Here is a 20,716-nt window from a genome sequence, read left to right on the forward strand (position 1 = left end):
CACTGCTTCGATTCGCTTGTACGGCGCCACGCGAGGGCGCCTCCCAGCGCTGCCGCGCCGGCTGCTGCAATGGCCATCGTGCTCATCATGCGGCTTGCCCGTTAGCGCCCACTTTCGTGAAGAGCGGCGTGGCGTCTTGCGGGACGGCGCGACCCGTGGATTGCGCGCGACGCAGCACCGACCAGTAATAGCGATAGCTTGCCCGGTCGTGCAGCGTGTCGTGATAGCGCGTCGGCCCCCATTGCGCCGACTGCGCAGCCAGCAGAATTTCGGTAGCAGTGACGATTTCTTCGTCGCGCGGAGCAAACGCAGCGACGATCGCTTCGATCTGCGCCGGATGGATGCTCCACATGCGCGTGTAGCCGAACTCGTTGCGGGCGCGGGCGGCGTCGTTTGCAACCACGCTCATGTCGCGCACTTCGGTGCTGACGTTATGCGATGGCACCTTGCCGTACGCGTGGCAGGCCGCCGAAATCTCGAGCTTCGCGCGCCGCACCAGCGGGTGGTCGAACTGACCGGGCGAGCGCATGGCGGTATCGGGAATCGCGCCGTTGTGCGCGGAAACGAAGTCCATCAGGCCGAAGCTCAGCGCCTCGACGCCTGGGAGCGCGGCCAGATCGAATACACGTGTCAACGCGCCGTGCGTTTCGACCAGCAATTGCACCGGCACCGGCTGCGCGATGCCGAGTTCACGCCGCGTAGCCTCGATGAACGCGACCATTTCGGCGGCATCGGGCACGTTGCGGATTTTCGGCAGGGTGATGTAAGCAGGCGCTCGCTTTGCAGCGCGCAGAATGAGACGGACGTCGTCACGCCAGTGCGCGTGATCGAAGTCGTGGATCCTCACGCCGACACGGCCGAAGCGGTCATGCTCGCTGCCCAGCAGCGACGCGACCAGCTCCGCGTGTTCGGCTTCGCGGCCGACCTGTGCACCGTCTTCGCAATCCAGCGTGATGTCGAACACCGGGCCGAGTTGCTGCTGCAATGCCAGTGATTTCAGCATCAGCTTCTCGCTGCCGGCGTAGTGATCGCAGGCAGGCAGCACAGCGGGCGGCACTTCGCCGTCAAACAGCACTTCGGCGGGTGTGAGGGCGCGCATCTTCGGCGTCAGGATTCTGGGTGGTCGGGTGGGTAAATCGGATTCGGACGCGCTCTGCTCGGCGATCAGCCGGCCATGACGCAAAGCGCGTTCGAATCAGAGGCGAATACTGGCACGACAAATTGCGAAATGAACCGCAATTTCGTGGGACGTACCTGCATTCGCACGTAAAAAACCGGAACCCGCTGCGATAAAGCCACGGAGTTCCGGTTCGTCTGCATCTAGCGCTTAGCCGAGCAGATGTTGAACGCCTTCGCGCTCTTCGAGCAGCTCGTTCAGCGTGCCGTCCATCTTTTCGCGCGAGAACGCGTCGATTGCCAGACCTTCAACGCGCTTGTACTCGCCGTTTTCGCACGTAACCGGCACACCGTAGATGATGTCTTCCGGAATGCCATACGAACCGTCCGACGGGATACCCATCGTGACCCACTTGCCGTTCGTGCCGAGCACCCAGTCACGCACGTGGTCGATTGCAGCGTTAGCTGCCGACGCTGCCGATGAGAGGCCGCGCGCTTCGATGATTGCTGCGCCGCGTTTGCCGACGGTCGGGATGAACGTGTTGCGGTTCCATTCTTCGTCGTTGATCAGCTTGGTCAGGTCTTGACCTTCTGCCGTTGCGACGCGGAAGTCCGGGTACATGGTCGGCGAGTGGTTGCCCCACACAGCCAGCTTTTCGATCGAAGCGACCGGCTTGCCCGACTTGGCAGCCAGTTGCGACAGCGCGCGGTTGTGGTCGAGACGCAGCATGGCGGTGAAGTTTTTCTTCGGCAGATCCGGTGCCGACTTCATCGCGATGTAAGCATTCGTGTTGGCCGGGTTGCCGACCACCAGCACCTTCACGTCGCGGCTCGCGACTTCGTTCAGCGCCTTGCCCTGAACCGTGAAGATTTCGGCGTTTGCCGACAGCAGGTCTTTACGCTCCATGCCTTTCGAACGCGGACGTGCGCCGACCAGCAGGGCAACGTCTGCATCCTTGAATGCAACCTTCGGGTCGTCAGTGATCACGACACCCGACAGCAGCGGGAATGCGCAATCATCCAGTTCCATCACGACGCCTTTGACGGCGCCTTGCGCTTGCGGCAGGTCGAGCAGTTGCAGGATAACCGGCTGGTCCTTACCGAGCAGATCGCCATTGGCGATGCGGAACAGTAGGGAGTAAGCGATTTGACCTGCGGCGCCGGTGACGGCAACGCGCTTTGCGGGCTTAGCCATTGAGAAATCTCCAGGACGATGCGTTAGACGCTAGGGAAAACGCCATTCTATATGTGCGTTCAGCGAAGCGTTGTGAAACACGGCGGAATTCACTGTTCGCGTACGGCCTCGGAATGTGCCGAGGCTGTGCGGCGCGCTGCGGCAAGACCGCCATGCCGGAAACCTGTGCTGCTGGGCGGGGAGCGGGGCATCCTGGCGCCGGGTAGCCGCTGCACGATGCGGGCTCCTGCAAACAGCGCGTTTCGGCAAGCGTCTGACCAACGAATGGCGGCGAATCGAAACCTGGACTGCGTGGGAACAGCATGGCGCAGAGTGGCTGCCGGTGCGCTGCGGCGCTGTATTGCACAGTGCAAAACAGCCGCCGAAAAACCCGCAAACCCTTGCTCGACAAGGAGTGTAGGAGTGGTCAGACGCAAAGTCAACATTATCTTATGTCTTATATAAGACATATCTGTTGCGGGGAAAACCCTAGACGCGGCCCGGCCCTTTATGATGAAATGCGCGGATGACTTCGAACCAGGCGAACACCGCGAATCCGAACGGCCATGGGGCCACGGGCGAGGGTGTATCCGCTGCCACGCCCGCTACGTCGCCCACTTTCAGCCCCTTGTATCAGCAGATCAAGGGCTTGATTACACAGAGCCTCGAAACCGGCGAATGGAAACCTGGCGAGATCATTCCTAGTGAAGTCGAATTGGCGGCCAGATTCAAGGTCAGTCAGGGAACAGTGCGCAAAGCGATCGACGAGCTTGCTGCCGACAACCTGCTGGTGCGCCGCCAGGGCAAGGGTACTTTTGTTGCAACGCACAATGAAGACCGCGCCCAGTTTCGCTTCCTCAGATTACTGGCCGATGACGGCGCGGAACATCCGCACGTCAGCCGCCTGCTTGAATGCCGGCGTTTGCGCGCTTCGGCGGACATCGCCCGGCAACTCGATCTGAAACCCGCCGATCCGGTGGTGTTGATCAAGCGCTTGCTGCAGTTCGACGGTGAAGTCACCGTGCTCGACGAAATCTGGTTGCCCGGCGCGGTGTTTCGCGGGCTCACGCTCGAGCGGCTGTCGGAGTATAAAGGTCCCCTCTACGCCATGTTCGAGACGGAATTCGGCACACGCATGATCCGCGCAACGGAAAAGATCCGCGCGGTCGCAGCTGATCCGGCGGTCGCCGATCTGCTGCATGTGCCGGCGGGTTTCCCGCTGCTTTCGGTCGAACGCGTCTCCTATACATATGGAGACCGGCCGGTTGAGGTGCGCCGTGGTTGGTATGTCACAACCGGGTATTACTATCAGAACGATCTGAGCTGAATCGGGACGAAAAAAGGCGTCGCGTCCCACGCGCGCGCCTGTTTGAAGGCGCCTTTATCGCGCGTGCTGTAACGGACCTGTAGTGGTTTTCGCTGCAGCGCGATATAAAAAGGCGCTAAAATTGCGGATTAGTGTGACTACATAGTAGGGGTCTAGCATGGCTGAAGCCGTAAAAAAACCGAGGCCGGAATTCCGGAACATCGGTATCGGGCAGATTTTGACGGCATACCGTCTCCCGCTAGCGGGGCGCGTGTCGATCTTGCACCGCTTAAGCGGTGGGCTGCTTTTTGTTTTTCTTCCGTTCCTGCTGTACCTCTTCGATCAGAGCCTGACTTCCGAACTTAGTTTCGAAGTCTTCAAGGGCTTCCTCTCCAACATCATCGTCAAGCTCATCACGCTCGTTCTCGCGTGGGCCTTCCTGTTCCACTTCTGCGCCGGTGTCCGTCACCTGTTCATGGACACGAGCCACGGCCTCACGACCAAAGAGAAGGGCAAGCAAACCTCCATCGTGGTGCTGGTCGTTTCGTCGCTTCTGACGATTGCTTTCGCGCTCAAACTCTTCGGAGCATTCTAAAAAAATGGCAGCTAATAACCGAATCGGTCCGAAGCGTCTCGTCGTCGGCGCACATTACGGCCTGCGCGACTGGCTCGCCCAGCGCATTACCGCCTGCATCATGGCCGTCTACACGGTGATCCTGCTCGCGTGGTTCTTCGGCGCGCGCGATTTCTCGTATGACGGCTGGGCCTCGATCTTTGCAACGCAATGGATGAAGCTCGCCACGTTCGTCACGCTGCTGTCGCTGTTCTATCACGCGTGGGTTGGTATCCGCGACATCTGGATGGACTATGTGAAGCCCGTTGGCACGCGCCTGTTTCTTCAAGCGCTGACGATCGTCTGGCTGCTCGCATGTGCGGGCTACGCTGCGCAGATTCTCTGGAGAGTGTAAAAGAATGGCTGCAATCAAGAATTCTCTGCCGCGTCGCAAGTTTGACGTGGTTATCGTCGGCGCAGGCGGCTCGGGGATGCGCGCTTCGCTGCAACTCGCGCGCGCCGGTCTGTCGGTTTGCGTGCTGTCCAAGGTGTTCCCGACGCGTTCGCACACGGTCGCTGCCCAGGGCGGCATCGGCGCCTCGCTCGGCAACATGAGCGAAGACAATTGGCACTACCACTTCTACGACACGATCAAGGGTTCCGACTGGCTCGGCGACCAGGACGCGATCGAGTTCATGTGCCGTGAAGCACCGAACGCCGTGTACGAGCTCGAACACTTCGGCATGCCGTTCGACCGTAACGCTGACGGCACGATTTACCAACGCCCGTTCGGCGGCCACACCGCCAACTACGGCGAAAAACCGGTGCAACGCGCTTGCGCGGCCGCTGACCGTACGGGTCACGCGCTGCTGCACACGCTGTACCAGCAAAACGTGGCAGCCAAGACGCAGTTCTTCGTCGAATGGATGGCGCTGGATCTGATCCGCGACGCCGACGGCGACGTGCTTGGCGTGACCGCGCTGGAAATGGAAACCGGCGACGTTTATATCCTCGAAGGCAAGACCACGCTGTTCGCTACGGGCGGCGCGGGCCGGATCTTCGCAGCATCCACGAACGCGTTCATCAACACCGGTGACGGCCTGGGCATGGCTGCGCGTTCGGGTATCGCACTGCAAGACATGGAATTCTGGCAATTCCACCCCACCGGCGTGGCCGGCGCGGGCGTGCTGATTACCGAAGGCGTGCGTGGCGAAGGCGGCATTCTGCGTAACTCGAACGGCGAGCGTTTCATGGAACGCTACGCACCGACGCTGAAGGATCTGGCGCCGCGCGACTTCGTTTCGCGTTCGATGGATCAGGAAATCAAGGAAGGCCGCGGCGTGGGTCCGAACAAGGATCACGTGCTGCTCGACCTGTCGCACATCGGCGCTGAGACGATCATGAAGCGTCTGCCGTCGATCCGCGAAATCGCCATGAAGTTCGCGAATGTCGACTGTATTAAAGAGCCGATTCCGGTTGTGCCGACCATCCACTATCAGATGGGTGGTATCCCGACGAACATCAACGGCCAGGTCGTTGGCACGTCGCGCGATCACAAGGAAGTCGTCAACGGTTTCTACGCAGTGGGCGAATGCTCGTGCGTGTCGGTGCACGGTGCAAACCGTCTTGGCACGAACTCGCTGCTCGACCTGGTGGTATTCGGCCGCGCGGCCGGTAACCACATCGTCAAGCACGTGAAGGACATCAAGGAACACAAGCCGCTGCCGGCCGACGCGGGCGATTTCTCGCTGGCGCGTCTGAACAAGCTGGACAAGTCCACGTCCGGCGAATACTCGCAAACCGTCGCGGCCGATATCCGTTCCACGATGCAGGCGCACGCCGGCGTGTTCCGCACGTCGAAGCTGCTGGCCGAAGGTGTCGAGCGGATTCGCGAAGTGGCTGACCGTGTCGACAACATCTACCTGAAAGACAAGTCGAAGGTGTTCAACACGGCGCGTATCGAAGCGCTGGAAGTGGAGAATCTGATCGAAGTGGCCCGCGCCACGATGGTTTCCGCCGAAGCCCGCAAGGAAAGCCGTGGCGCGCACGCGCAAGACGATTTCGAACATCGCGACGACGAAAACTGGCTGCGCCATACGCTTTGGTTCAGCGAAGGCGATCGCCTCGACTACAAGCCGGTTCAGATGCAACCGCTGACCGTCGAATCGGTGCCGCCGAAAGCGCGTACCTTCTAAGGCACAAGTCAAAGGAATTCAGAAATGGCCAAGCGTACATTTGAAATTTACCGCTACGATCCGGACAAGGACGCGGCACCGCGCATGCAAACGTACGAGATCGAAATCGACTCGCACGAACGCATGCTGCTCGACGCGCTGCTCAAGCTGAAAGCGATGGACGAAACCTTGTCGTTCCGCCGTTCGTGCCGTGAAGGCGTGTGCGGTTCGGACGCGATGAACATCAACGGCAAGAATGGTCTGGCCTGCTTGCAGAACATGAATGACCTGCCGCAGAAGATCGTGCTGCGTCCGCTGCCGGGCCTGCCCGTCGTGCGCGACCTGATTTGCGACTTCACGCAGTTCTTCAACCAGTATCACTCGATCAAGCCGTACCTGATCAACGATACGCCGCCGCCGGAAAAGGAACGTCTGCAGTCGCCGGAAGAACGCGACGAGCTCGACGGCCTGTACGAATGTATTCTGTGCGCTAGCTGCTCCACGTCGTGCCCGAGCTTCTGGTGGAATCCAGACAAGTTCGTCGGCCCGGCTGGCCTGTTGCAAGCCTATCGTTTCATCGCCGATAGCCGCGACGAAGCGACGGGTGAACGCCTCGACAACCTGGAAGATCCGTACCGTCTGTTCCGTTGCCATACGATCATGAATTGCGTCGACGTCTGCCCGAAGGGCCTGAACCCGACCAAGGCGATTGGCAAGATCAAGGAATTGATGGTTCGCCGCGCTGTCTAGGATGAACGAAACATCGCATCAGTCCGACCCTCTCCGCCGCGCGCGCCTTCGCTGGCGTGCGCGGCGGGGCCTGCTGGAAAACGATCTGATCTTTGAACGTTTTTTCAGCCGATATGAGCATGACCTCAGCGATGCCGACGTGGGCGCTCTCACGCGCCTGCTCGAGCTGAGCGATAACGACCTGATGGACTTGCTGCTCGTTCGCAAGGAACCGGAAGGCGAACTTGCCGACCCGGATGTGATCCGGGTGCTGGAGCTGTTGCGGAATGCTTGAGCACCGCTAACGTCTTGAGCGCCGCTTGTCCGTTGTTCCCAGGCGTGCAAATTATCGAAACCCTGTTTCCATACTTCGATTGAGGATGTGCTATGACCCCGTCAGATGTTAAAGCCACGCTATCGTTCAGCGACAATTCGCCGAGCGTTGAAATGCCGATTTACAAGGGCACTCTCGGCCCGGACGTGATCGACATCCGCAAACTGTACGGCCAGACCGGCAAGTTCACGTACGACCCGGGCTTTATGTCGACGGCGGCGTGCAATTCGGCGATCACGTACATCGACGGTGACAAGGGCGAGCTGCTGTATCGCGGCTACCCGATCGACAACCTCGCGCAAAACGCTGACTTCCTCGAAACCTGCTATCTGTTGCTGAAGGGCGAACTGCCGAACGCGCAGCAGAAAGACGAGTTCGTGAACACCGTCACGAAGCACACGATGGTGCATGAGCAAATGCACTTCTTCTTCCGTGGCTTCCGTCGCGACGCGCACCCGATGGCGATTCTGGTCGCTGCAGTCGGCGCGCTGTCGGCGTTCTATCACGACTCGCTCGACATCAACAATCCGCGTCACCGTGAAGTGTCGGCCATTCGCATGATCGCGAAGCTGCCTACGCTCGTCGCGATGGCGTACAAGTACAGCATCGGTCAGCCGTTTGCGTACCCGAAGAACGACCTGTCGTACAGCGCGAACTTCATGCACATGATGTTCTCGAACCCGTGCGAAGAGTACAAGGTCAACGACGTGCTGGTGCGCGCGCTGGACCGTATCCTGATCCTGCACGCAGACCACGAACAGAATGCGTCGACCTCGACGGTTCGTCTGGCGGGTTCGTCGGGCGCTAACCCGTTCGCGTGTATCGCAGCGGGTATCGCTTGTCTGTGGGGCCCGGCGCACGGTGGTGCGAACGAAGCCGCACTGAACATGCTGGAAGAAATCGGCTCGGTCGACAACATTCCTGAGTTCATCAAGCAGGTGAAGGACAAGAACTCGGGCGTGAAGCTGATGGGCTTCGGTCACCGTGTCTACAAGAACTACGATCCGCGTGCGAAGCTGATGCGCGAAACCTGCCACGAAGTGCTGGAAGAGCTGGGTCTGCACGACGACCCGCTGTTCAAGCTGGCTATGGCGCTGGAAAAGATCGCTCTGGAAGACGAATACTTCGTGTCGCGCAAGCTGTACCCGAACGTCGACTTCTACTCGGGTATCGTTCAGCGCGCGCTGGGCATCCCGACGTCGATGTTCACGTGTATCTTCGCGATGGCACGTACGGTCGGCTGGATTGCACAGTGGAACGAAATGATCGCTGATCCGGAACAGAAGATTGGCCGTCCGCGTCAGCTGTTCATCGGCGACACGCAACGTGAAGCGAAGCCGATTGCGCAACGCTAAGCGGTAGTCTTTGCGGCGCGTTTTATCGCCCAAAGGGCCATGAAATGCGTGCGGCCGGTTGAATGAAAACGCCCCAACGGGTTGACCGTTGGGGCGTTTTGTTTTGGATGCATGCAACTGCATGTGGCAAATGGGGTTCGATTTCAATCGCTGAGGCTGAACGCGCGTGGCTGCGCCTCCTGGCGCATGAAGCGCCAGGTCGCGGTGACACCGAAGCATGGCTGGCGTTGCATCGCGCACGCCATGCAATCCCTTGCCGGGTAACACCCATACAGGTATCTTCACTACCACCCAACTACCTGTTTTTTATCGGTTTTTTGCGTGATTCATGGGCCCTAAGCGGGGTTCTGCATGGCATAATCGACCGACACAGTCAGCCCGCAGTCATTACTACCCCGCATACCATGGCACAGACTCTCTACGATAAATTGTGGAACACACACGTGGTCCACACGGAAGAAGACGGTACGACGATTCTCTATATCGACCGTCACCTGCTGCACGAAGTCACCAGCCCTCAGGCGTTCGAGGGCCTGAAGCTGGCTGAGCGTCCGGTGTGGCGTATCAGCGCGAATCTGGCGGTGTCGGACCACAACGTCCCCACCACGGATCGCAGCCACGGCATTGCCGATCCGGTCTCCAAGCTGCAAGTCGACACGCTCGACACGAACTGCGACGCCTACGGCATCACGCAGTTCAAGATGAACGACCTGCGTCAGGGCATCGTGCACATCATCGGGCCGGAGCAGGGCGCCACGCTGCCGGGCATGACCATTGTCTGCGGCGACTCGCACACGTCCACGCACGGCGCGTTCGGCGCGCTCGCGCACGGCATCGGCACCTCCGAAGTCGAGCACGTGCTGGCTACGCAAACGCTCTTGCAGAAGAAGAGCAAGAACATGCTGGTGAAGGTCGAAGGCCCGTTGCCACGCGGCTGTACCGCGAAAGACATCGTGCTCGCGATCATCGGCAAGATCGGCACGGCAGGCGGCACGGGCTATGCGATCGAATTCGGCGGTTCGACGATTCGCGCGCTGTCCATGGAAGGCCGTATGACGGTCTGCAACATGGCGATTGAAGCAGGCGCGCGCGCCGGCATGGTCGCTGTGGACGACACCACCATCGAGTACCTGAAGGGCCGTCCCTTCTCGCCGGCAGGCGTCGAGTGGGATCACGCGGTCGAGTACTGGAAGCAGTTCAAGTCAGACGAAGGCGCGCAATTCGACCGCGTGGTAGAGCTGAACGCTGCGGAAATCGTGCCGCAAGTCACGTGGGGCACGTCGCCGGAAATGGTCACGGCCGTGGACGGCCGCGTGCCGGATCCGGAGCGCGAAAAAGACCCGGTCAAGCGCGATGCAATGGAGCGCGCGCTGAAGTACATGGCGCTCGAACCGAATGCGCCGATCGAATCCATCAAGCCGGATAAAATCTTCATTGGGTCGTGCACCAACGCGCGCATTGAAGACATTCGCGCTGCGGCATACGTCGTGAAGAAACTCGGCCGCCGCGTCGCACCGAACATCCGTCTGGCCATGGTCGTGCCGGGTTCGGGTCTGGTGAAGGCGCAAGCGGAACGCGAAGGCCTCGACAAGGTCTTTACGGATGCCGGTTTCGAATGGCGTGAGCCCGGTTGCTCGATGTGTCTCGCAATGAACGCCGACCGGTTGGATCCGGGCGAGCGTTGCGCATCCACGTCGAATCGTAATTTCGAAGGTCGTCAGGGCGCCGGTGGCCGTACCCACCTCGTGAGCCCCGCGATGGCTGCCGCAGCGGCTATCGAAGGGCATTTCGTCGATATTCGCAAGCTTGGATAAACACGCATGATGAAGAACATGAATCGCACCACTCTTTTGCGGCGTTTCGCACTCGGTACCCTGGCTGGGCTATTGCTCGGTCTGGCCGGCTGCAACACGGTGCACGGATTTGGCGAGGACATGTCGCACCTCGGCAATTCGATCAGCAATCACGCTGACAAATAAGCGGTTTTTGATTTTTGCCGGCGATGCGGCGGGCGGCTTTCCGGCCGTCACGCGCATCGCCCGGTCTTGAAACAGGCGCAAGCGTCATGGATAAATTCATCGTACACACCGGCGTCGTGGCGCCGCTCGATCGTGAGAACGTCGACACGGACGCGATCATTCCGAAGCAATTCCTGAAGTCGATCAAGCGCACGGGTTTCGGTCCGAACGCGTTCGACGAATGGCGCTACCTCGACCACGGCGAGCCGGGTCAGGACAACTCGAAGCGTCCGCTGAACCCGGATTTCGTGCTGAATCAGCCGCGCTATCAGGGCGCTTCGGTGCTGTTGGCGCGCAAGAACTTCGGTTGCGGCAGCTCGCGTGAGCACGCGCCGTGGGCGTTGGAGCAGTATGGTTTCCGCGCGATCATTGCGCCGAGCTTTGCCGATATTTTCTACAACAACTGCTTCAAGAACGGCGTGCTGCCGATCGTGCTGACCGAACAGCAAGTCGATCACCTGTTCAACGAAACCTATGCGTTCAACGGCTTCAAGCTGACCGTCGACCTGGAAGCGCAAGTCGTGCGCACGTCGGACGGTAGCGCCGAATATCCGTTCGAAGTGGCAGCGTTCCGCAAGTACTGCCTGCTGAATGGCTTCGACGATATCGGCCTCACGCTGCGTCACGCGGACAAGATTCGCCAGTTCGAAGCCGAGCGGATCGCGAAGCAGCCGTGGCTGAATCACCGCATCGTCGGATAAAGGCTTGCAGGCCTGAGGGCCCAGCGGCTCGCTGATTCACGCTTAGAAAAGTCTCGAAGAAAATCATCAAGGAAACTCGCATGAAGATCGCAGTCTTGCCGGGCGACGGCATCGGTCCCGAAATCGTCAATGAGGCCGTCAAGGTCCTGAACGTGCTCGGCGAAAAGTTCGAACTCGAAGAAGCGCCGGTTGGCGGCGCGGGTTACGAAGCGAAGGGCCATCCGCTGCCTGATTCGACGCTGGCGTTGGCGAAAGAAGCCGATGCGATCCTGTTCGGCGCCGTTGGCGACTGGAAGTACGACTCGCTCGAACGTGCGCTGCGTCCGGAGCAGGCGATTCTCGGTCTGCGCAAGCACCTGCAACTGTTCGCGAACTTCCGTCCGGCAATCTGCTATCCGCAACTCACGGGCGCTTCCTCGTTGAAGGAAGAGATCGTTTCGGGTCTCGACATCCTGATCGTGCGCGAACTGAACGGCGACATCTACTTCGGCGCGCCGCGCGGCGTGCGTTCGTCGCCGGATGGGCTGTTCGAAGGGGCGAAGGAAGGCTTCGACACGATGCGTTATTCGGAACCCGAAGTGCGCCGCATTGCGCACGTCGCGTTTCAAGCGGCGCAAAAACGTCAGAAGAAACTGACGAGCGTGGATAAGGCCAATGTGCTCGAAACGTCGCAGTTCTGGCGCGACGTGATGATCGACGTGTCGAAGGAATACGCTGACGTCGAGCTGTCGCACATGTACGTGGACAACGCGGCGATGCAACTGGTCAAGGCGCCGAAGGCGTTCGACGTGGTTGTGACCGGCAACATGTTCGGCGACATTCTGTCGGATGAAGCCGCGATGCTGACGGGCTCGATCGGCATGCTGCCGTCGGCATCGCTCGACAAAAACAACAAGGGCTTGTACGAGCCGTCGCACGGTTCCGCGCCGGATATCGCCGGCAAGGGCGTGGCGAATCCGTTGGCCACGATTCTGTCGGCCGCGATGATGCTGCGCTATTCGCTGAACAAGGCGGAACAGGCGGATCGCATCGAAAACGCGGTGAAGAAGGTGCTGGAACAGGGTCTCCGCACCGGCGATATTCTGACGCCGGGTTGCAAGCAGGTCGGCACCGTGGCGATGGGCGACGCGGTCGTCGCCGCGCTGTAAGAGCCCTTCAGGCAGTAAGTGGTAAACGTGGCAGTTAGGCCGCTAAACAGTCTTCAAAGCGGCCTTTAAAACGCGAATTGGCCTCAAAACAGGCCGATTCGCGCGTAATACGGACGATAGCGGCAGACGATCACGTCGCCAGATTCCGGTTTTCGTGTATATTGTAGCGATGGCGCACATAGCTCAAATCTCCTCGATTTCGAAACTGCACGGCGAAACGGCCCGTGTGGTTGAGTTCGCCATTACCACCACAAAAGCGATTACCCCGAAAACGATCACGAAACGCTGATCGTCCGTCGTGCCCGCTCATCTTCCCCGCGCGGTCACTGCGGGCAAAGATGCGGGGAAGTTTCCATTCGAAGGGTATGAAGTCATGAACGTAGGTCTCGTAGGTTGGCGCGGTATGGTCGGCAGCGTCCTGATGCAACGTATGCAACAGGAAGGCGATTTCGACTTGATCGAACCGGTGTTTTTCAGCACCAGCAACGCGGGCGGCAACGCGCCGTCGTTCGCCAAAAACGAGACCAAGCTCAAAGATGCGACAAGCATCGAAGACCTGAAGAAGTGCGAAGCGATCATCTCCTGCCAGGGCGGCGATTACACGAATGAAGTGTTCCCGAAGCTGCGCGCAGCGGGCTGGAACGGCTACTGGATCGACGCGGCTTCGTCGCTGCGCATGAAGGATGACGCGGTCATCATTCTCGATCCGGTCAACCTCGACGTGATCAAGAACGCGCTGGTCAAGGGTCAGAAGAATTTCATCGGCGGCAACTGCACGGTCAGCCTGATGCTGATGGCGCTGGGCGGCCTGTTCCGCGAAAACCTCGTCGACTGGATGACGGCCATGACGTATCAGGCCGCTTCGGGCGCGGGCGCGCAGAACATGCGCGAACTGCTGCAGCAAATGGGCACGCTATACGGCGCTGCCAAGGAAGACCTGGCGGATCCGTCGTCGGCGATTCTCGACATCGACCGCCGCGTGCTGAGCGCCATGAACAGCGACCGTATGCCGACCGACAACTTCGGTGTTCCGCTGGCCGGCTCGCTGATTCCGTGGATCGACAAGGATCTCGGCAACGGCATGTCGAAGGAAGAGTGGAAGGGCGGCGCGGAAACCAACAAGATTCTGGGCAAGCCGGCTATGGGCACGCCGGGTTCGATTCCCGTGGACGGTCTGTGCGTGCGGATCGGCGCAATGCGTTGCCACTCGCAGGCGCTGACCATCAAGCTGAACAAGGATGTGCCGCTGGACGAAGTGAACAACATCCTCGCGTCGGGCAACGACTGGGTCAAGGTTGTGCCGAACGAACGCGATGCGTCGATGCGCGATCTGTCCCCGGCGGTGGTGACGGGCACGTTGACGGTGCCAGTTGGCCGTGTGCGCAAACTGGCGATGGGCGGCGAATATCTGTCGGCCTTCACGGTCGGCGATCAGCTGCTGTGGGGCGCGGCAGAACCGCTGCGTCGCATGCTTCGCATTGTGCTCGACAAGTAAAGTAAACTACGCGCTCACGACGCGTAGAAAACTCAAAAAGCGTCGCGCTTGCGCGGCGCTTTTTTCATTGTGTGCTCCGATTATCTTGTCTCTTTCCAACCGCAAAAAAGGGCTGCGCGCTGACGCGCCTGGAGTCCCGATGAACCTTCGACTCTCTTCCCTTCGGGCTATGTCTATGCATCCAGGTACGGGCCGGCTGACGGCCGTGGCCGCATTGGCGTTCGCGCTGGCGGGCGCCGGTGTGGGCAGCGCGGTGGCAGCGCCCGGCGACGCCGCGAGCGCGCCCGAGGGCGCTTCCGTTTCTTACGCCGCCGGGAGTCAATATACGGTGCGGCCCGGGCAGTCGTTGAACGACGTGGCGATTGCCGTGACGCAATCGCACGACAAGGGGACGCTCGCACGCGCTTCGCGCGCGCTGTTCGATGCGAATCCGAATGCCTTCATGAGTCATGATCCGAGCCGGATGCGCGTCGGCGCGCTGTTGACGATCCCGGCGCTGGATGCGACTGGCGCCCCGGCGGCTTCTGCGCCGGTTGCGGGGTCTGCGTCTGCCGCGTCATCGGCTGCTACGGCTGCGCCGGCTTCCGCGTCGAACGCGGCGGCGGTTGGTGCTGCTGTCGGCGCAGCGAGCGGTGTGGCACAGGTCAATGCCGCCGCAGCGAGCGCGGCAAGCGCTGCGGCTCAGGCTGCCACGCCTGCGGTTTCAGGGACGGCCAGTTCGACGGCTGAAGCTAGCTCGGCGATGCCGGGTAGCTCGGCAGCGGCCGGCGCGGCCCCCGTAGCAGGGTCGCAGGCCGTGCCGGCCAGCGGCGCGCATGTCTGGTCGGGCGCGATCCAGCCCTCGGCCAGTGAGGCTGCCGAAGGGGCGTCGGCGGCTGCCACAGCAGCAGCGACGGCCACCGTACAACCGGCATCGCAACCGCGTGCGCAGGTTTCGAGCTTGCAGCAACTGCTTGCGCTGAAAAACCGCGTGCTGATGGAACTGCAGAAACATGGCATCGGTGGTACGCCAACCGCGACGGTCGCGCCTGCTACAAACGGTGCGCAACCGGCCGTCGGCGTTTCGTCTGCAGCAGCCGTTTCCGGTCATGGCGCCGCGACGGTTGCCGCGTCGACTGACGCCGGCATTTCGCAGACGAATTTGAGCATCGCGGCGGCGATCGGCGCGGCGTTGGTTGTGTTGCTGGCGGCGTTGCGTCTGGGTCGGCGTAAGCGCACCGCTGTTGCCGCGGCAGGCGGCTCGCTGGCGGAGGACGCTGCGGCGGCTTCCGCGCGAGAGGCTGCATCGCAGGATGTCGATTCGACGCGCGAAGCATCGGACGTAAGCGGCGAAGCGGCAGCAGGGCATGCAACGGCATTGGCGCCGGCTGACCACGCGACCGCAGGGGATGAAGCGGCAGCGCGAGAAGTGGCGGAACGCGTGGCAGCGGAGCGCGAAGCGGAAATTCGCGCGGCGGCGGCGCGTGAAGCGGCTGTGCATGAGGCAGCAGAACGAGAAAATGCAGAGCGCGCGGCAACCGAACGCCTGGCGGCGGAACGTGCAGAAGCGGACCGCGCTGCGGTAGAAAAGGTAGAAGCCGAACGCGCAGCTGCGTCACCTGCTGCTGCGGAGCGCACCGAAGCCGAACGCGCGGAGGCAGACCAAGCCGCGGCTGCGCGTGCGGCAGTAGATCATGACGCGGCGCAACGCGCCGCAGCAGAACACGAAGCCGCTACCCACCAACCACACGCAGGTTCGCCAGCACAAGACCACGATGCGTCCCAACACGCATCGCAGGAAATCCACCGGGCGCCCGCGCCGTTCGAAGCCGCGCAACCGAGCCCGGACACCGAAACGATCGGCCAGAGCGGCCTCACGTTTGAACCTCTTCCCTCGGCCCATCACGAAAACCTCGACGGGGCAACCACGGCTGCGAGTCTCGCAGCCGCCGCGGAACTCGGTGCTGAAGCATTGCCGCTGACGCCGCTTGAACCGGTCGACGAGAACTTCCAGCAAGAGGCGCCTCCGCACCGTCTGCAATGGGACGACGAACCGGCATCGAGCGCGTCGGCCACGCCGCTGGCAGAGCCGACGAATGAGTCGCTTGCAGAGTCGCGGAGCCATCAGGACACCCCGCCGCCGGTCATCGACTTCACGCGGCAGCAGGCCGAACCGCACACGACTTCGCCGTTCGGCCAGCTGCACGGCGAGACGTCGGCGCATCCGGTGCCCGATACCTCTGCGCCGGCAGTACCCACGGCCCAACAGGACGCCGCTCACGTCGAACCGACGCATCAACCGTCTTACGAACCGCAACCGCAGTCACATCAGCACGCCGAACCCGCGACGCCCGATGGCGCACCGAATTTCGAACCGGCACCCATCACGCCAGTTCAGCCCGCGCTATCCGTGCCAACCGAGTTCCCGCGCGATGCCCTCGATGCCTTCAGCAGTCTGAACATGCCATTGCCGCCGCGCGTCGAATCGACCGACGACGCAGCGGTGAGCGTACTCGGATCGCTGGCGACACCACCGGTTGCCTCCCCGGAAACCACGGCGCAGCAAGCTGTGGCGCCGCACGATCCGGACGACTTCCCGCATGTCGCTGACGAAATCACCGCCGGTACCGCAGGCCATGCAGCCGTCGCGGGCCTGGGCGCGGCCGGCTTTGGCGCGCTGAAGCTCGATTTCGACCTGGAGCTGCCGCCGAGTCCAGCGCAGCCGTTGCCGGCCTTCACGCGCGCCGATCTGAGCCGCATCGCCCGCAACAAGCTCGATCTGGCCGCCGAATATATCGACCTCGGTGATCTGTCTGGCGCGCGCACGCTCATCAACGAAGTGATCGAAGCGAACGATCCGGCCACGCGCACCGAGGCTCGCGCGCTGCTCTCGACGCTCGCGCCGTTGTCGTGAAGCGTATTGCATTAGGCGTCCAGTACGACGGCTCGGCATTCTGCGGCTGGCAGTCGCAGCCGCACGGCAAGACCGTGCAGGATGAGCTCGAACGGGCGTTGCGCGAGTTCGCGCAAACGCCTGTGCAAACCGTTGTGGCTGGGCGCACCGATACCGGCGTGCACGGCTTGGGCCAGGTCGTGCACTTCGACACTGAACTCGATCGCACGGACTTTTCGTGGATTCGCGGCACCAACGCCTTCCTACCGAAGACGATCGCCGTGCAATGGGCCAAGCCGATGCCCGACGAATTCCACGCGCGTTTTTCGGCGTTCGAACGGACCTATTACTACGTCCTGTACGTCCATCCGTTCCGCTCGCCAATGCAGGATACGCGGGCCGGCTGGGTACACACGCCGCTCGACGTCGGCGCCATGCGGGCCGCCGCCGCCCATCTGATCGGCGAACACGATTTTTCGGCATTCCGTTCGTCGCAATGCCAGGCGAAAACGCCGGTCAAACATCTGTATCAGATCGACATGCGGCAACAGGGCGACTTCATTCATTTCCGCTTTCGGGCAAACGCATTCCTGCATCACATGGTGCGTAACCTGATGGGCTGTCTCGTCGATATTGGCCGGGGACGCCATCCGGCCGAATGGATGGTCGAGGTTCTCGCCAGCCGCGATCGCGACTGTGCCGCGCCGACCTTCATGCCTGACGGCCTGTACCTGGCGCAGGTGGGCTATCCTGAGCATTTCGCCGTGCCCGCACCGCAGATCGGCAGCGTGCCATGGAGTACGGTATGGACCGAGCAAGCACAAACATGAAATCAACTGAAAATCTGGCAGCCGAAGCAAACGCTGGCGCGCAACAGCATGCCGCGCCGCATCGCACGCGTATCAAGCTGTGCGGCCTGTCGAAGCCGGAGGACGTGTCGCTGGCGATCGACCTCGGCGCCGACGCGATCGGCCTCGTGTTCTATCCGCCGAGCCCGCGTTCGGTGAGCGTCGCGCAAGCCGTCGAGCTGGTACATGACGTGCCGCCGTTCGTGTCGGTAGTCGGCTTGTTCGTGAACGCAACGCCGGACTGGATCCGCGAAGTCGCCAGCAATGTCGGGCTTACGCTGCTGCAGTTCCACGGCGACGAAACCGCGGAGCAGTGCGAATCCCTCGCCAGCGTTGCGGGTTTGCCTTGGTTGCGCGCTTTGCGAGTCGCGGCGGATACTCAACCGGCAGATTTGGTAAAATCAGCGCTTAACTATTCAGCAGCCAGCGGCCTTCTGTTCGACACCCATGTCGAAGGCTATGGCGGCGGCGGGAAGGTTTTCGATTGGTCACTTATTCCAGCAGAGCTCGCGCGTCGGGCCGTTTTGAGTGGTGGGTTGAACGCGCAAAACGTCAGTGATGCGATCCATCGCGTGCGCCCGTACGCGGTCGATGTCTCGAGCGGCATCGAAGTGCCGGGCGCCAAGGGCGTGAAAGATCACGCCCGGATGGCGGCGTTCGTACGCGCAGTGCGCGCAGCGGACGCTGAATGATTCAGGCGGCGCGGTTTTCTCATATGAAAGCCGTGCGCCACACTGAGAAGAGTGATCACCATGTATAACTTGCCTGACGAAAGAGGCCATTTCGGCCAGTATGGCGGCGTGTTCGTCGCTGAAACGCTGGTTCACGCACTCGACGAGCTGCGTGCCGCGTATGAGAAATTTCAAAAAGACCCGGAATTCGTCGCCGAATATGAGCGCGAACTGAAGCATTTCGTGGGTCGTCCGTCCCCCATTTATCACGCACAACGCTGGAGCGAAATGCTCGGCGGCGCGCAGGTCTTCCTCAAGCGCGAAGACCTGAATCACACTGGCGCTCACAAGATCAATAACGTGATCGGTCAGGCGTTGCTCGCAAAGCGCATGGGCAAGCCGCGCGTGATCGCGGAAACGGGCGCGGGCCAGCACGGTGTGGCGGCCGCGACCATCGCGGCGCGCTTCGGCATGGAATGCGTGGTCTACATGGGCGAAGAAGACGTGCGCCGCCAGGCGGCTAACGTCTACCGGATGAAGCTGCTCGGCGCGACCGTCGTGCCCGTGACGTCCGGCTCGCGCACGTTGAAAGACGCGCTCAACGAAGCGATGCGCGACTGGGTGACCAACGTCGAAAACACCTTCTACATCATCGGCACGGTGGCGGGGCCGCATCCGTATCCGATGATGGTGCGCGACTTCCAGCGCGTGATCGGCGACGAGTGCAAGGTGCAGATGCCCGAACTGGTCGGCCGCCAGCCGGACGCCGTGATTGCGTGCGTTGGCGGCGGTTCGAATGCAATGGGTATCTTTTACCCGTACATTGAAGACACTTCGGTGCAATTGATCGGCGTCGAGCCAGCGGGTGACGGGATCGAAACCGGCCGGCACGCAGCCTCGCTGATCGCCGGCACGCCGGGCGTGCTGCACGGTAACCGCACGTATCTCCTGCAAGACGAGAACGGTCAGATCATCGAGACTCATTCCATCTCGGCCGGTCTGGACTATCCGGGTGTCGGCCCCGAGCACGCGTGGCTAAAAGACAGCAATCGCGCGCAATATGTCAGCATCACCGACGAAGAAGCGCTCAAAGCGTTCCACGATTGCTGCCGCATCGAAGGCATTATTCCGGCGTTGGAGTCCAGTCATGCGCTGGCCTACGCCGCGAAGCTCGCGCCGACGCTGCCGAAGGACAAGGTCCTTCTGGTCAATCTGTCGGGCCGCGGCGACAAGGACATGCATACGGTCGCTGAGCGATCGGGCATTCAGTTCTGAGCGCCGCGACGATGCGCGACGAGTTCGACGAGCCGCAACCGGCGCTTGAACCCAGCCCGGCCGCCGAGGTAGTGGCGGCCGAGGCGCCTGCACCCTTGTTAGCGCAGGTGCCCGCCGGCATCCGGCTGTTGAACCGCGATTTTCTGACCGATGTAGCGAACATCCCCGACGGGTCGATTGACCTGATCCTGTGCGATCCGCCTTATGGGCTCGGTAAGGATTATGGCAACGACTCCGACATGCGCTCCGGCGAAGATTTCCTCGCCTGGACGCGTGGCTGGCTCGAGTTGGCTATTCCGAAGCTCAAGCCGTCGGGTTCGCTGTATATCTTCTGCACCTGGCAGTACGCGCCGGAAATCTTCAGCTTCCTGAAGACAAAACTCACGATGATCAACGAAATCATCTGGGACCGGCGTGTGCCGAGCATGGGGGGAACGGTTCGCCGGTTCACCTCGGTGCATGACAACATCGGCTTTTTCGCGGTGTCGAAAGATTATTTTTTCGATCTCGATCCCGTCCGCATCCCGTACGATGCCGTCACGAAGAAGGCGCGTTCGCGTAAATTGTTCGAGGGCAGTAAGTGGCTGGAGCTTGGCTATAATCCGAAGGATGTCTGGTCGGTATCGCGGCTGCATCGGCAACACGCCGAGCGTGTCGATCATCCGACCCAGAAGCCTCTGGAAATTGTCGAGCGGATGGTGCTGGCAAGCTGTCCGAAGGGCGGGCGCGTGCTCGACCCGTTCATGGGCAGCGGCACCACCGCAGTCGCTTGCGCCCGGCAGCAGCGCGAATTCGTCGGCTATGAGATCAATGAAAGTTACTGCGCGATAGCGCGCGAACGCGTTAGCGCGGCCGCGTCGGCGCCCACTGCCGCTCGCAAAACCCGCAAGAATGCGGCCAAAGCCGAGCAGCAAACCGAGGCGCAATAAGCGCGCAGTAGCTTAAAA

19 protein-coding genes are annotated in these 20,716 nt (G+C 61.3%); 17 read left to right on the forward strand and 2 right to left on the reverse strand.

Annotation, left to right across the window (positions count from 1 at the left end; genetic code table 11):
• Positions 1–85: 85 nt before the first annotated feature.
• Both KHO33_RS03425 and KHO33_RS03430 read right to left on the reverse strand, forming a co-directional pair.
• Positions 86–1,099 carry an HpcH/HpaI aldolase/citrate lyase family protein gene (locus KHO33_RS03425; protein WP_200561313.1) on the reverse strand — a complete coding sequence of 338 codons (1,014 nt, stop codon included), beginning with the start codon at positions 1,097–1,099 and terminating at the stop codon, positions 86–88.
• Positions 1,100–1,327: 228 nt separating this feature from the next.
• Positions 1,328–2,311: a malate dehydrogenase gene (locus KHO33_RS03430; protein ID WP_074289036.1), complete on the reverse strand. Its 984-nt coding sequence runs from the start codon at positions 2,309–2,311 to the stop codon at positions 1,328–1,330.
• 505 nt (positions 2,312–2,816) lie between these two features.
• Between KHO33_RS03430 and KHO33_RS03435 the strand changes: the two genes are divergently transcribed.
• The 17 genes from KHO33_RS03435 (at position 2,817) to KHO33_RS03515 (ending at position 20,698) form a co-directional block, all read left to right on the forward strand.
• The gene (locus KHO33_RS03435; RefSeq protein WP_054034789.1) at positions 2,817–3,617 is read left to right on the forward strand and encodes a GntR family transcriptional regulator; all 801 of its coding nucleotides are present in this window, start codon (positions 2,817–2,819) and stop codon (positions 3,615–3,617) included.
• Positions 3,618–3,774: 157 nt separating this feature from the next.
• Entirely contained in the window at positions 3,775–4,191 is a 417-nt protein-coding gene (gene sdhC, locus KHO33_RS03440) for a succinate dehydrogenase, cytochrome b556 subunit (RefSeq protein ID WP_054034790.1), read from the forward strand.
• 4 nt (positions 4,192–4,195) lie between these two features.
• The gene (gene sdhD / locus KHO33_RS03445) at positions 4,196–4,564 is read left to right on the forward strand and encodes a succinate dehydrogenase, hydrophobic membrane anchor protein (RefSeq protein ID WP_054034791.1); all 369 of its coding nucleotides are present in this window, start codon (positions 4,196–4,198) and stop codon (positions 4,562–4,564) included.
• Positions 4,565–4,568: 4 nt separating this feature from the next.
• The gene (gene sdhA, locus KHO33_RS03450; RefSeq protein ID WP_093634934.1) at positions 4,569–6,344 is read left to right on the forward strand and encodes a succinate dehydrogenase flavoprotein subunit; all 1,776 of its coding nucleotides are present in this window, start codon (positions 4,569–4,571) and stop codon (positions 6,342–6,344) included.
• Between the two features lie 24 nt (positions 6,345–6,368).
• On the forward strand, positions 6,369–7,073 hold the full coding sequence (locus tag KHO33_RS03455; protein WP_054034792.1) for a succinate dehydrogenase iron-sulfur subunit: 705 nt from the start codon (positions 6,369–6,371) through the stop codon (positions 7,071–7,073).
• A 1-nt stretch (position 7,074) separates the two neighbouring features.
• On the forward strand, positions 7,075–7,347 hold the full coding sequence (locus tag KHO33_RS03460; RefSeq protein ID WP_097397112.1) for an FAD assembly factor SdhE: 273 nt from the start codon (positions 7,075–7,077) through the stop codon (positions 7,345–7,347).
• A 92-nt stretch (positions 7,348–7,439) separates the two neighbouring features.
• Positions 7,440–8,741 (forward strand): citrate synthase, encoded by a 1,302-nt coding sequence (gene gltA / locus KHO33_RS03465; protein ID WP_028196113.1) that lies wholly within the window; start codon positions 7,440–7,442, stop codon positions 8,739–8,741.
• Between the two features lie 404 nt (positions 8,742–9,145).
• On the forward strand, positions 9,146–10,555 hold the full coding sequence (leuC, locus tag KHO33_RS03470; protein ID WP_154557951.1) for a 3-isopropylmalate dehydratase large subunit: 1,410 nt from the start codon (positions 9,146–9,148) through the stop codon (positions 10,553–10,555).
• A 6-nt stretch (positions 10,556–10,561) separates the two neighbouring features.
• The gene (locus KHO33_RS03475) at positions 10,562–10,720 is read left to right on the forward strand and encodes an entericidin A/B family lipoprotein (RefSeq protein WP_028196115.1); all 159 of its coding nucleotides are present in this window, start codon (positions 10,562–10,564) and stop codon (positions 10,718–10,720) included.
• An 86-nt stretch (positions 10,721–10,806) separates the two neighbouring features.
• The gene (gene leuD, locus KHO33_RS03480; protein WP_154557949.1) at positions 10,807–11,460 is read left to right on the forward strand and encodes a 3-isopropylmalate dehydratase small subunit; all 654 of its coding nucleotides are present in this window, start codon (positions 10,807–10,809) and stop codon (positions 11,458–11,460) included.
• A gap of 80 nt (positions 11,461–11,540) precedes the next feature.
• Positions 11,541–12,608 (forward strand): 3-isopropylmalate dehydrogenase, encoded by a 1,068-nt coding sequence (gene leuB / locus KHO33_RS03485; protein ID WP_200561315.1) that lies wholly within the window; start codon positions 11,541–11,543, stop codon positions 12,606–12,608.
• 373 nt (positions 12,609–12,981) lie between these two features.
• Positions 12,982–14,103, forward strand: coding sequence for an aspartate-semialdehyde dehydrogenase (gene asd, locus KHO33_RS03490; protein WP_200561317.1), 1,122 nt, complete (start codon positions 12,982–12,984; stop codon positions 14,101–14,103).
• A gap of 169 nt (positions 14,104–14,272) precedes the next feature.
• The gene (locus KHO33_RS03495) at positions 14,273–16,996 is read left to right on the forward strand and encodes a FimV/HubP family polar landmark protein (protein ID WP_407946158.1); all 2,724 of its coding nucleotides are present in this window, start codon (positions 14,273–14,275) and stop codon (positions 16,994–16,996) included.
• The gene (truA, locus tag KHO33_RS03500; RefSeq protein WP_200561321.1) at positions 16,993–17,805 is read left to right on the forward strand and encodes a tRNA pseudouridine(38-40) synthase TruA; all 813 of its coding nucleotides are present in this window, start codon (positions 16,993–16,995) and stop codon (positions 17,803–17,805) included. Before KHO33_RS03495 ends, truA begins: the two co-directional genes overlap by 4 nt.
• Positions 17,802–18,515, forward strand: a complete 714-nt coding sequence (locus KHO33_RS03505; RefSeq protein WP_200561323.1) for a phosphoribosylanthranilate isomerase — start codon at positions 17,802–17,804, stop codon at positions 18,513–18,515. The genes truA and KHO33_RS03505 overlap by 4 nt, the downstream gene beginning before the upstream one ends.
• Before the next feature lie 60 nt (positions 18,516–18,575).
• Positions 18,576–19,769 (forward strand): tryptophan synthase subunit beta, encoded by a 1,194-nt coding sequence (gene trpB / locus KHO33_RS03510; protein ID WP_054034924.1) that lies wholly within the window; start codon positions 18,576–18,578, stop codon positions 19,767–19,769.
• A gap of 11 nt (positions 19,770–19,780) precedes the next feature.
• The gene (locus KHO33_RS03515) at positions 19,781–20,698 is read left to right on the forward strand and encodes a DNA-methyltransferase (RefSeq protein WP_200561325.1); all 918 of its coding nucleotides are present in this window, start codon (positions 19,781–19,783) and stop codon (positions 20,696–20,698) included.
• The last annotated feature ends 18 nt before the right edge of the window (positions 20,699–20,716 follow it).

This window comes from Paraburkholderia nemoris (assembly GCF_905221015.1).
Taxonomy (GTDB): Bacteria; Pseudomonadota; Gammaproteobacteria; order Burkholderiales; family Burkholderiaceae; genus Paraburkholderia; species Paraburkholderia nemoris.

What these genes read in the sequence shown, in the direction of transcription:
- KHO33_RS03425 (WP_200561313.1), bottom strand. Translation starts at nt 1,099, where the DNA reads ATGCGCGCCCTCACACCCGCCGAAGTGCTGTTTGACGGCGAAGTGCCG.
- KHO33_RS03430 (WP_074289036.1), bottom strand. Translation starts at nt 2,311, where the DNA reads ATGGCTAAGCCCGCAAAGCGCGTTGCCGTCACCGGCGCCGCAGGTCAA.
- KHO33_RS03435 (WP_054034789.1), top strand. Translation starts at nt 2,817, where the DNA reads ATGACTTCGAACCAGGCGAACACCGCGAATCCGAACGGCCATGGGGCC.
- sdhC (WP_054034790.1), top strand. Translation starts at nt 3,775, where the DNA reads ATGGCTGAAGCCGTAAAAAAACCGAGGCCGGAATTCCGGAACATCGGT.
- sdhD (WP_054034791.1), top strand. Translation starts at nt 4,196, where the DNA reads ATGGCAGCTAATAACCGAATCGGTCCGAAGCGTCTCGTCGTCGGCGCA.
- sdhA (WP_093634934.1), top strand. Translation starts at nt 4,569, where the DNA reads ATGGCTGCAATCAAGAATTCTCTGCCGCGTCGCAAGTTTGACGTGGTT.
- KHO33_RS03455 (WP_054034792.1), top strand. Translation starts at nt 6,369, where the DNA reads ATGGCCAAGCGTACATTTGAAATTTACCGCTACGATCCGGACAAGGAC.
- KHO33_RS03460 (WP_097397112.1), top strand. Translation starts at nt 7,075, where the DNA reads ATGAACGAAACATCGCATCAGTCCGACCCTCTCCGCCGCGCGCGCCTT.
- gltA (WP_028196113.1), top strand. Translation starts at nt 7,440, where the DNA reads ATGACCCCGTCAGATGTTAAAGCCACGCTATCGTTCAGCGACAATTCG.
- leuC (WP_154557951.1), top strand. Translation starts at nt 9,146, where the DNA reads ATGGCACAGACTCTCTACGATAAATTGTGGAACACACACGTGGTCCAC.
- KHO33_RS03475 (WP_028196115.1), top strand. Translation starts at nt 10,562, where the DNA reads ATGATGAAGAACATGAATCGCACCACTCTTTTGCGGCGTTTCGCACTC.
- leuD (WP_154557949.1), top strand. Translation starts at nt 10,807, where the DNA reads ATGGATAAATTCATCGTACACACCGGCGTCGTGGCGCCGCTCGATCGT.
- leuB (WP_200561315.1), top strand. Translation starts at nt 11,541, where the DNA reads ATGAAGATCGCAGTCTTGCCGGGCGACGGCATCGGTCCCGAAATCGTC.
- asd (WP_200561317.1), top strand. Translation starts at nt 12,982, where the DNA reads ATGAACGTAGGTCTCGTAGGTTGGCGCGGTATGGTCGGCAGCGTCCTG.
- KHO33_RS03495 (WP_407946158.1), top strand. Translation starts at nt 14,273, where the DNA reads ATGTCTATGCATCCAGGTACGGGCCGGCTGACGGCCGTGGCCGCATTG.
- KHO33_RS03505 (WP_200561323.1), top strand. Translation starts at nt 17,802, where the DNA reads ATGAAATCAACTGAAAATCTGGCAGCCGAAGCAAACGCTGGCGCGCAA.
- trpB (WP_054034924.1), top strand. Translation starts at nt 18,576, where the DNA reads ATGTATAACTTGCCTGACGAAAGAGGCCATTTCGGCCAGTATGGCGGC.
- KHO33_RS03515 (WP_200561325.1), top strand. Translation starts at nt 19,781, where the DNA reads ATGCGCGACGAGTTCGACGAGCCGCAACCGGCGCTTGAACCCAGCCCG.